9 protein-coding genes are annotated in these 9974 nt (G+C 61.5%); 2 read left to right on the top strand and 7 right to left on the bottom strand.

Features of this window, described 5'->3' with window-relative positions; all coding sequences use genetic code 11:
• The coding region (locus R3280_RS08490) for a hypothetical protein (protein ID WP_318998166.1) at window positions 1-325 on the top strand (325 nt) is incomplete at its 5' end.
• Between the two features lie 34 nt (window positions 326-359).
• On the opposite strand, the gene R3280_RS08485 is transcribed toward R3280_RS08490, so the two are convergent.
• The 6 genes from R3280_RS08485 to R3280_RS08460 form a co-directional block, all read right to left on the bottom strand.
• A complete protein-coding gene (locus R3280_RS08485; protein ID WP_318998165.1) occupies window positions 360-953 on the bottom strand; it encodes a protein-methionine-sulfoxide reductase heme-binding subunit MsrQ in 594 nt (197 codons plus the stop codon).
• A gap of 39 nt (window positions 954-992) precedes the next feature.
• Window positions 993-1967, bottom strand: coding sequence for a protein-methionine-sulfoxide reductase catalytic subunit MsrP (msrP, locus tag R3280_RS08480; protein ID WP_318998164.1), 975 nt, complete (start codon window positions 1965-1967; stop codon window positions 993-995).
• Window positions 1968-2056: 89 nt separating this feature from the next.
• Entirely contained in the window at window positions 2057-2878 is an 822-nt protein-coding gene (gene pssA, locus R3280_RS08475; protein WP_318998163.1) for a CDP-diacylglycerol--serine O-phosphatidyltransferase, read from the bottom strand.
• A 112-nt stretch (window positions 2879-2990) separates the two neighbouring features.
• Window positions 2991-4007, bottom strand: coding sequence for a ketol-acid reductoisomerase (gene ilvC, locus R3280_RS08470; RefSeq protein ID WP_318998162.1), 1017 nt, complete (start codon window positions 4005-4007; stop codon window positions 2991-2993).
• A 64-nt stretch (window positions 4008-4071) separates the two neighbouring features.
• Complete coding sequence (ilvN, locus tag R3280_RS08465; RefSeq protein ID WP_318998161.1) at window positions 4072-4563, bottom strand: acetolactate synthase small subunit; 492 nt, start codon at window positions 4561-4563, stop codon at window positions 4072-4074.
• 5 nt (window positions 4564-4568) lie between these two features.
• Window positions 4569-6287 carry an acetolactate synthase 3 large subunit gene (locus R3280_RS08460; protein WP_318998160.1) on the bottom strand — a complete coding sequence of 573 codons (1719 nt, stop codon included), beginning with the start codon at window positions 6285-6287 and terminating at the stop codon, window positions 4569-4571.
• A 504-nt stretch (window positions 6288-6791) separates the two neighbouring features.
• Here R3280_RS08460 and R3280_RS08455 point away from each other — a divergent pair.
• The gene (locus R3280_RS08455) at window positions 6792-7235 is read left to right on the top strand and encodes a DUF4124 domain-containing protein (RefSeq protein WP_318998159.1); all 444 of its coding nucleotides are present in this window, start codon (window positions 6792-6794) and stop codon (window positions 7233-7235) included.
• Window positions 7236-7297: 62 nt separating this feature from the next.
• On the opposite strand, the gene clpB is transcribed toward R3280_RS08455, so the two are convergent.
• Window positions 7298-9874, bottom strand: a complete 2577-nt coding sequence (clpB, locus tag R3280_RS08450) for an ATP-dependent chaperone ClpB (RefSeq protein WP_318998158.1) — start codon at window positions 9872-9874, stop codon at window positions 7298-7300.
• Window positions 9875-9974 lie beyond the last annotated feature (100 nt).

The following is a 9974-nucleotide window of genomic DNA, read 5'->3' as shown; positions in this document are numbered from 1 at the left end:
TCAAGACAAAACTCAAATTCGACGAGTCACTGTCTCGATATTTCTGTCGAAACATCGCAGCCAGCGCCCACACGAATTACTTGATCAACTTTTTAAAGAGCGTGAGCCGTTAAGCTCAATCGAGGCGCGTATTCTACAGCCTTCCCCGATCCTGTCAACCGCTGATTTTGATCTTCATAAACACCAGTCAAATCAACGCGTTAACACCCTCCCCCGGCAGGCCGTTCCGCCTGTTGCCCCGAAGGAGATGCGCATTCTACAGACACCCAAGCGGGTGTCAACGAGGTTTCAGAATTATTTCTCCGGGGTTTCGGTTTACCCCTAGAGGTCGATTATTATTTAACCTAATTCGGCTGATTTCAAGCCCTGTCAGGCCGAGCCAGGCGTTTCTGGACGGCGGCGGACCACCAGAGTCGAAGGCCCAGCAGCACTGCCAGGATCACACCGTAAGCCAGCATTTCACCGATGTCGCCGCGGGCCTGCCAGAGAAAATGCACCCAGGCCGCCACTGCCGCCAGGTAGACCCCACTGTGGAGCCGCTTCCAGCGCTTGCCCAGCCGGCGCATCATGCCGCGGGTGGAGGTCAGCGCCAGGGGCAGCAGGATAATGAACGCGACCAGGCCTGCCAGGATGTAAGGACGCTTGGTGAAACTGGCAGTAAGATCCTGCCAGCCAACCACGAACTGCAGGAACGCCAGCAGGTGGAGGCTGGCATAGAAGAAACAGAACAGCCCCAGCTGACGGCGAACCCGAAGCCAGCCCGGCCAACCAGTGATACGCCTGAGCGGCGTCATTGCCAGAGTCGCCAGCAGCAGCTGAAAGGCGGCCAATCCGAGGCTTTCGGTGACCACTTCACCCGGGTCCGGGCCCAGCGCGCCCTGTAGAACACCCCTAACCAGCAGCCCCAGGGGCACGAGCGCCAGACCTGCGATCAGCAGCCGGAACAGTAACATTGCGCGCTCCCTGGCGGCCAGACCCATTGTGACCACGCTCTAGTAGAAGCGCTTCAGGTCCATGTCCCGATACAGATGGGCCACCTGCTCGCCATAACCGTTGAACTTGCGGGTCTCGATCCAGTTGGGCGAGAACAGCCCCGAGGGCAGCCGGCGCTCCCGCTTCTGGCTCCAGCGAGGGTGGTCCACCTCCGGGTTCACGTTGGCATAGAAGCCGTACTCCTTCGGCGCGATTTTCTCCCAGCTGGTGTAGGGCCGGGCCTCCTGGAAACGGATCTTGACGATGGACTTGATGCTCTTGAAGCCGTATTTCCAGGGCACCACCAGGCGCAAAGGCGCGCCATTCTGGTTGGGCAGCGTTTTACCGTAGAGCCCGACCGCCATGAAACTGAGTTCGTTCATCGCCTCATCCATGCGCAGGCCCTCCTGGTAAGGCCAGTCGATCACACTGAAGGCGGACCGCTGGCCACGCATCTGCTCCAGGTTTACCAGGGTTTCAAAGTAAACGTACTTGGCCTTTGATGTGGGTTCCAGCCGACCGATCATCTCTGCCAGAGGCACACCCACCCAGGGAATCACCATGGACCAGGCCTCGACACAGCGCAGCCGATAGATCCGCTCCTCGTAGTCGTGAGGCTTGAGAAGATCCTCCAGGGCGTACTGGCCAGGCCTGGCACACTCGCCCTCCACCGTCACCGACCAGGGTGCCGTTTCCATGGCACTGGCGTACTGGGCGGGATCGGTCTTGTCGGTGCCGAATTCGTAGAAATTGTTGTAGCGGGTGACGTCCTCGTAGGGAGTCAAAGGCTCATCCGTCGAGAGCCCCGGGCGCTTGTCGAAGTCCAGGGCCTCACCCGGGACCGGCAACTCCCCCGGCCATACCAGCCCCGGCATGGCCAGGCCGGCAGCCCCGGCGAGGGCGCCCTTCATGAAGGCCCGGCGATTGCGGAAGACAGGTTCCGGCGTGACCTCGTGATAGCCGAGTTGCCAGGAAGGTTTGTTCTTGATGATCATGACTGGACTCCGGTCAGCGGGCACCCGCGTGGATGCCGGTACCGTTGACCGGAGCCTGCAGGACTCCCCGGCGGCCACCGGGGAGCTGCTCAGGATGCGCTCTTGTCGCCGGGGCCGCGACGGCCCTTGCGCATCAGCGCCCGAGTCGGGCCGGACAACGCGTAAACAAGGAATATCAGGAACAATACGGTACCGGGGTCGACCGCGATCACCACAAAGATGAGCACCACCACCAGGATGGCGGCAAACGGCACCCGTCCCTTCAGGTCCAGGTCCTTGAAGCTGCGGTACAGAATATTGCTCACCATCAGCACACCGGCACCGCCCACCACGATGATGGTCAGCAGTGTCAGCCAGGTTGCCGGTTCATACTCGTGGAAGCACCACACCAGCCCTGCGACCACCGCGGCCGCGGACGGACTGGGCAGGCCCACGAAGAACTTCTTGTCGACAGAGCCGATCTGGGTGTTGAAGCGGGCCAGACGCAATGCCGCCCCCGCCACATAGATGAAGGTGATGGCCCAACCGACCTGATCGAGGTAGTTCAGCGACCAGAAAAAGGCCACCAGGCCGGGAGCCACGCCAAAGGCCACCATGTCCGCCAGGCTGTCGTACTCTTCCCCGAACTTGCTCTGGGTATTGGTCATGCGCGCCACGCGGCCGTCCAGTCCGTCGAGGATCATGGACACGAAAATCGCAATGGCGGCGTTGTCGAATACGCCATTGGCGGCCGCCACTATGGCGTAGAATCCTGAAAACAGGGACGCCGTGGTCAGCGCGTTTGGCAGCAGATAAATGCCCTTGCGCCGAACCGGGGCGCCTTCCACCAGTTCCTCTTCCACCACTTCACCAAAGGTGAGGTCCTTGTCGGACGACTGTTCCGCTTCGGGGCTGTCTTTCTTGCTCGTCATTCCACTCATCCAGCCAGATATGTGCGCCCAGTATAGCCGATCGGTCAGCCACACCAAGCCATAACGAAAAACGCGGCCCGGAGGCCGCGTTTATGAGAGGGCATGCGCCAACTCAGTTCTTTGACTTGTCGACGATCTTGTTGGCGGAGATCCAGGGCATCATGGAGCGCAGTTTCTCGCCCACCAGCTCGATCGGATGCTCAGCGTTCTGACGACGACGTGCGGTCATGGAGGGATAGTTGGTGCTGCCCTCCTGGATGAACATCTTGGCGTACTCACCGCTCTGGATACGCTTCAGGGCGTTGCGCATGGCCGCGCGGGACTGGTCGTTGATGACCTCCGGGCCGGTCACGTACTCACCATACTCCGCGTTGTTGGAGATGGAGTAGTTCATGTTGGCGATGCCGCCCTCGTACATCAGGTCAACGATCAGCTTGAGCTCGTGCAGACACTCGAAGTAAGCCATTTCCGGCTCATAACCGGCTTCGGTCAGGGTCTCGAAGGCCGCCTTGACCAGCTCCACGGTACCGCCACACAGGACGGCCTGCTCGCCGAACAGGTCGGTTTCGGTCTCGTCCTTGAAGGTGGTCTCGATGATACCGGTGCGGCCGCCGCCGATGGCGCTGGCGTAGGACAGCGCGATGTTCTTGGCGTTGCCGGAGGAGTCCTGGTGAATGGCGATCAGATCAGGGATGCCGCCGCCACGGGTGAACTCGGTGCGCACGGTGTGACCCGGCGCCTTGGGAGCGATCATGATGACGTCCAGGTCCTGGCGCGCCACGATCTGGTTGTAGTGGATGTTGAAGCCGTGGGCGAAGGCCAGCACACCGCCCTTCTTCAGGTTGGGCTCGATGTCCTTCTCGTAGATGGCCTTCTGGTTCTCGTCCGGTGCCAGCACCATAACGATGTCGGCTTCCTTGGCGGCATCGGCCACGCTCTTGACGGTGAGACCGGCAGCCTCGGCCTTGGCGGCAGAGGAGGAACCCGGACGCAGTGCGACAACCACGTCAACGCCGGACTCTTTCAGGTTGTTGGCGTGGGCGTGGCCCTGGGAGCCGTAGCCGACGATGGCGACTTTCTTGCCCTGGACGATGGAGAGATCACAATCTTTATCGTAATAGACCTGCATGGAAAACCCCTGTTTCTCGTTGTTGGCCCCTGGGGCCAGACTAATGGTTATTCGATGTTGGGAGTCAGAGACTCAGAACCTTCTCACCCCGGGCAATACCGGAGACACCGGAACGCACGACTTCCAATACGCCGGAGGCGCCCACTGCCTGGATGAAGGCATCCAGCTTGTCGCTGTCGCCGGCCAGCTGCACCGTGTAGATGGTGCTCGTGACGTCGACGATCTGGCCCCGGAAGATGTCCACCGTGCGCTTGATTTCGGCCCGCTGGGAGCCGGTGGCCTTGAGCTTCACCAGCATCAGCTCGCGCTCGATGTGGGAGCCCTCGGTCAGGTCCACCAGCTTGACCACCTCGATCAGCTTGTTGAGCTGCTTGGTGATCTGCTCGATGACCTTGTCAGACCCGGTGGTGGTGACGGTGAGGCGGGACAGGGTCTCGTCCTCGGTTGGCGCCACGGTGAGGGTCTCGATGTTGTAGTTGCGCTGGGAGAACAGCCCTACCACCCGCGACAGGGCGCCGGGCTCGTTCTCCAGCAACACAGAAATGATGCGACGCATGATGATCAGACCCTCTCCGTTTTGCTGAGCCACATATCCTTCATGGATCCGCGCGCCACCTGCATGGGGTAGACGTGCTCGTAGGGATCCACATAGATATCGAGGAACACCAGCTTGTCTTTCATGGCGAAGGCTTCCTTGAGCTTGTCCTCAAGTTCTTCCTTCTTGTCGATGCGGATGCCAACGTGGCCATAGGCTTCGGCCAGTTTGACGAAGTCCGGCAGCGACTCCATGTAGGACTGGGAGTGACGGGACTCGTAGTTCATGTCCTGCCATTGCTTGACCATGCCCAGCGCCTGGTTGTTCAGGTTGACGATCTTCACCGGCAGGTTGTACTGGTTGCAGGTGGACAGTTCCTGGATGTTCATCTGGATACTGCCCTCGCCGGTCACGCAGACCACTTCGCTGTCCGGGTAGCTCAGTTTGATACCCATGGCCGCCGGCAGACCGAAGCCCATGGTGCCCAGGCCACCGGAGTTGATCCAGCGATTGGGCTTGTCGAACTTGTAGTACTGGGCGGCGAACATCTGGTGCTGGCCCACATCGGAGGTCACGTAGGCATCACCCTTGGTGATGCGCCAGATGGCCTCGATGACTTCCTGCGGCTTGATGTAGGTGTCGCTCTTCTCGTAGCGCATGCCGTGGAAGGCGCGCCACTCGTCGATCTGCTTCCACCAGGCCTTGAGGGCGTCGGCGTCCGGTTTTTCCCGGCTTTCTGTCACCAGCGCGATCATTTCCTTGAGCACTGCATCGACGGGCCCGACGATGGGCACGTCGGCATCGATGGTCTTGGAGATGGAGGCCGGATCGATGTCGATATGGACTATCCGGGCACCCGGGCAGAACTTCTCGGTGGCGTTGGTCACCCGGTCGTCAAAACGGGCACCCACCGCCAGGATCAGGTCCGAGTGGTGCATCGCCATGTTGGACTCGTAGGTACCGTGCATGCCCAGCCAGCCCAGGGACTGCTTGTCGGTGGCCGGAAAGCCGCCGATGCCCATCAGGGTGTTGGTGACCGGGAAGTTGAGCATGTGTGCCAGCTCGGTCAGCTGCTTGGAGGCCTTGCCCAACACCACACCGCCGCCGGCGTAAATGATCGGGCGTTTGGCCGCCATCAGCATGTCCACGGCCTTCTTGATCTGGCCGGCGTGGCCGCGGATAGCCGGGTTGTAGGAGCGAAGCTTGACCTTCTTGGGGAAGACGTACTCATAACGCTCGTTGGGGGTGGTCATATCCTTGGGGATATCCACCACCACCGGGCCGGGACGGCCGGTTGAGGCTATATAGTAGGCGCGACGGATCACCTCAGGAATCTCCTGGGGATGGCGGACGCTGATGTTGTGCTTCACCACCGGCCGGGACACGCCAATCATGTCGGTTTCCTGGAAGGCATCCTCGCCGATCAGGGTTGAGGCCACCTGGCCGCACAGTACCACCATCGGAATGGAATCCATGAAGGCGGTGGCAATGCCGGTGATGGTGTTGGTTGCGCCAGGCCCTGAGGTCACCAGTACGGTGCCGGGCTTGCCGCTGGCTCGCGCGTAGCCGTCCGCCATATGGACGGCTGCCTGTTCGTGGCGAACCAGAATGTGCTTGACCTTGTCCTGCCGGAACAGCGCATCATAAATATGCAGCGCGGCCCCGCCGGGATAGCCGTATATGTATTCGATTCCCTCATCCTGCAGGGACCGGATCAGCATGTCGGCGCCAGACAATAGCTCCACGTTTTTCTACCCTCTATTACGAGTGAATGTGCCGGGTTCGTCCCGGTTGCCTGGATACCGGCGCGGAGCTTCTTTTGAAAGCCAGACCGGATGTTCCGCCACACTTTTCAGACGAGAGGTTATCTCCTGGCCAGCCGGGCTCCTGAGGGTTCCGGAGCACGGCCAAACACCGGGTTGCCGCTGGCAACGACCCATCCACGCCAGAGCGTGGAGCGTTCAGTGTGGAAATCTCGGGGAATGTTGCGCGGGATTGCCTGCCGCATTGACCCCTATTTTCAGGCAGTCGGTAATTTTGACAGCGGGAAACTCCCTGTCAATAGCGGGGACGCGATTAGACCGCTGGGCACGCCGGATAAAGGACGTTCATTAGTCCACAGAATTGAGCTAAGCTTGAGAAAAGGCGCGATACCCATGGCACCATAGACGAGTCTCGCTGTATACGGCCCCAGCCGGGAGCCGGCCCCAGCAGTCACTGTTTCCAGCAAACGTAGTGTGAGAACCCCCATGAATGCAAAGACCCTCCTGGTAGCCGCGGCCATCGCCCTGGCGCCCGCACTCAGCTCCGGTGCCTCGGTGTATAAATGGACCGATGACGAAGGCGTGGTCCACTACGGCGATCGCCAGCCCACCGGTCGCGAAGCAGAGTCGGTGAAGATCCGCTCCGGCACCTCCACCAAGGTTGGCCAGTCCAGCAGCCCGCAGGACAAGGTGGACGAACTGGACAAGCGCCAGCAAAGTGCCGCCGAGCAGGAAAAGCTGACCGCCCAGGAAGAAGCCCAGCGCAAGCAGCGCGAAGCCAACTGTGAGACCGCCCGCAACAACCTGAGCATCATCAATTCCAACGCCCGCATCAAGGTGGAGGAAAACGGTGAGCAGCGCTTCCTGTCACCGGAGGAAATCGAGGAGCAGCGCCAGCGCTTCCAGGAAATCGTTGACGCCAACTGCTGAGTCTCCGACGGGAAAAAAAAGCGCAGCTACCATAGCTGCGCTTTTCTGTTTCGGGGGCCGGCTCAGGCCTTGCGGAACACCAGCTGGTGATCCGACACCGTCGCCTTGATGGTATCCCCGGGCACGAACTCTCCCTGCAACAGCCTCTGCGCCAGCGGGTTCTCGATCATCCGCTGGATCGCCCGCTTCAGGGGCCGGGCCCCGTAGACCGGGTCGTAACCCACCTCGGCCAGCAGCGCCATGGCATCGTCGTCCAGGTCCAGGGCCATGTCCTGATCCCGCAGACGCCGGGCCAGGTTCTCGATCTGGACCTTGGCGATACCCTGGATCTGATCCCGAGCCAGCGGATGGAACACCACCACCTCATCGACCCGGTTGATGAACTCGGGCCGGAAGTGAGTACCCACTACCTCCATCACGTCCGCTTTCATAGCCTCGTAGTTCTCCTCACCCGCTTTCTGCTGGATGATGTCGGAGCCCAGGTTCGAGGTCATGACGATCACGGTGTTGCGGAAGTCCACGGTGCGGCCCTGGCCATCGGTCAGGCGGCCGTCCTCCAGCACCTGCAGCAGGATGTTGAACACATCGGGGTGGGCCTTTTCCACCTCGTCCAGCAGCAGCACCGAGTAGGGCCTGCGACGCACCGCTTCGGTCAGGTAACCACCCTCCTCATAACCGACGTAGCCGGGAGGCGCGCCGATCAGCCGGGCCACGGAATGCTTCTCCATGAACTCGGACATGTCGATCCGAACCATTGCCTCCTCGGTGTCGAACAGGAAGGACGCCAGCGCCTTGCACAGTTCGGTCTTGCCCACACCGGTGGGGCCGAGGAACAGGAAAGAACCGTTGGGGCGGTTGGGGTCCGCCAGCCCGGCACGGGAGCGGCGCACGGCGTTGGAGACCGCCTCCACCGCCTCGTCCTGGCCGATTACCCGGTGGTGCAGCTCGGACTCCATGCGCATCAGTTTGTCACGCTCGCCTTCCAGCATCTTGGACACCGGAATACCGGTCCACTTGGAGACCACCTCGGCGATTTCCTCGTCGGTGACCCGGTTGCGCAGCAGCTTCATCTCCATCATCTCGGCCTGGCTGGCCATGTCCAGCTGACGCTCGAGCTCCGGAATGCGGCCGTACTGCAGCTCGGACATCTTGCCCAGGTCGCCGGCACGGCGGGCATTCTCGAGGTCGATGCGGGCCTGCTCCAGCTGGCTCTTGATCTTCTGGGAACCGTGCAGTGCCGCCTTCTCTGTGTTCCACACCTCTTCCAGGTCGGCGTACTCACGCTCCACGTTGGCAATGACGTCCTTGAGCTCGTCGAGGCGCTTCTTGGAGGCCGGATCGGTTTCCTTCTTCATTGCCTCCCGCTCGATCTTGAGCTGGATGAGGCGGCGCTCGAGACGATCAAGCGCTTCCGGCTTGGAATCCATCTCCATCCGGATCTGACTGGCGGCTTCATCGATCAGATCGATGGCCTTGTCCGGCAACTGCCGGTCAGTGATGTAGCGATGGGACAGTTTCGCGGCGGCGATGATGGCACCGTCGGTCACCTCGACGCCGTGGTGGACCTCGTAACGCTCCTTCAGGCCCCGCAGAATGGCAATGGTGTCCTCCTCATTGGGCTCGGACACCAGCACCTTCTGGAAACGGCGCTCCAGGGCGGCGTCCTTCTCGATGTTTTCGCGGTATTCGTCCAGGGTGGTGGCGCCCACGCAGTGCAGCTCACCCCGAGCCAGGGCCGGCTTCAGCATGTTGCCGGCGTCCATGGAGCCCTCGGCCTTGCCGGCACCCACCATGGTGTGGATCTCGTCGATGAACAGGATGATCTGGCCTTCCTGCTTGGACAGTTCGTTGAGCACCGCCTTCAGGCGCTCCTCGAATTCGCCCCGGAACTTGGCACCGGCAATCAGCGAGCCCATGTCCAGGGACAGCACCTTCTTGTCCTTGAGGCCATCGGGCACCTCGCCATTGACGATGCGCTGGGCCAGGCCTTCCACGATGGCGGTCTTGCCCACGCCCGGTTCACCGATGAGCACAGGGTTGTTCTTGCGACGGCGCTGCAGCACCTGGATGGTGCGGCGGATCTCGTCGTCCCGGCCAATCACCGGGTCCAGCTTGCCGGCGGCGGCCCGCTCGGTAAGGTCGATGGTGTACTTGGACAGGGCCTGACGACTCTCCTCGGCGTTGGGGTCGTTGACCGCCTCGCCACCGCGGACCTGGTCAATGGCCTGTTCCAGCTGCTTGCCGTCAACGCCGTTTTCCCGCAGCACGCGGCCGAGGGTACCGCGGTCCTCCAATGCGGCCAGCAGCATGAGTTCGCTGGAAATGAACTGGTCACCCCGCTTCTGGGCCAGCTTGTCGGCGATATTGAACAGCCGGCCCATGTCGTTGGACATGGCCACATCCCCCGCCGAGCCTTTTACTTCCGGCAGGTTGTCGATTTCCCGGGCCACCGCCTGACGCAGGCGGCCTGGCTCCACGCCGATCTGCTTGAGCAGCGGCTTGATGGAGCTGGCATCCTGATCCAGCAGGGCCTGCATCAGGTGCACAGGCTCGATGAAGTTGTTGTCCTTTCCCACCGCAATGGACTGCGCGTCGGCGAGCGCGGTCTGCAGGCGGCTGGTGAGTTTGTCGATTCGCATAGTCTGGGTCTCTCCGAAATCCGGTCTCTGGGGCGCAGGCTGGGCTTGTGGGAAGCCACTCAACGCCGTCTCTTGCCCCTTAATGTAGGGCCGGTGGAGG

Origin of the sequence: Marinobacter sp., from assembly GCF_033722195.1 — a bacterium.
Classification (GTDB): domain Bacteria; phylum Pseudomonadota; class Gammaproteobacteria; order Pseudomonadales; family Oleiphilaceae; genus Marinobacter.
Note: the sequence above shows the minus strand (reverse complement) of the source record. Positions and strands in the feature narration are given on the sequence as shown.

Coding starts and splice junctions, on each gene's coding strand:
- ilvC (WP_318998162.1), bottom strand. CDS start 4,007: ATGCAGGTCTATTACGATAAAGATTGTGATCTCTCCATCGTCCAGGGC.
- pssA (WP_318998163.1), bottom strand. CDS start 2,878: ATGACGAGCAAGAAAGACAGCCCCGAAGCGGAACAGTCGTCCGACAAG.
- R3280_RS08455 (WP_318998159.1), top strand. CDS start 6,792: ATGAATGCAAAGACCCTCCTGGTAGCCGCGGCCATCGCCCTGGCGCCC.
- msrP (WP_318998164.1), bottom strand. CDS start 1,967: ATGATCATCAAGAACAAACCTTCCTGGCAACTCGGCTATCACGAGGTC.
- clpB (WP_318998158.1), bottom strand. CDS start 9,874: ATGCGAATCGACAAACTCACCAGCCGCCTGCAGACCGCGCTCGCCGAC.
- R3280_RS08485 (WP_318998165.1), bottom strand. CDS start 953: ATGTTACTGTTCCGGCTGCTGATCGCAGGTCTGGCGCTCGTGCCCCTG.
- ilvN (WP_318998161.1), bottom strand. CDS start 4,563: ATGCGTCGCATCATTTCTGTGTTGCTGGAGAACGAGCCCGGCGCCCTG.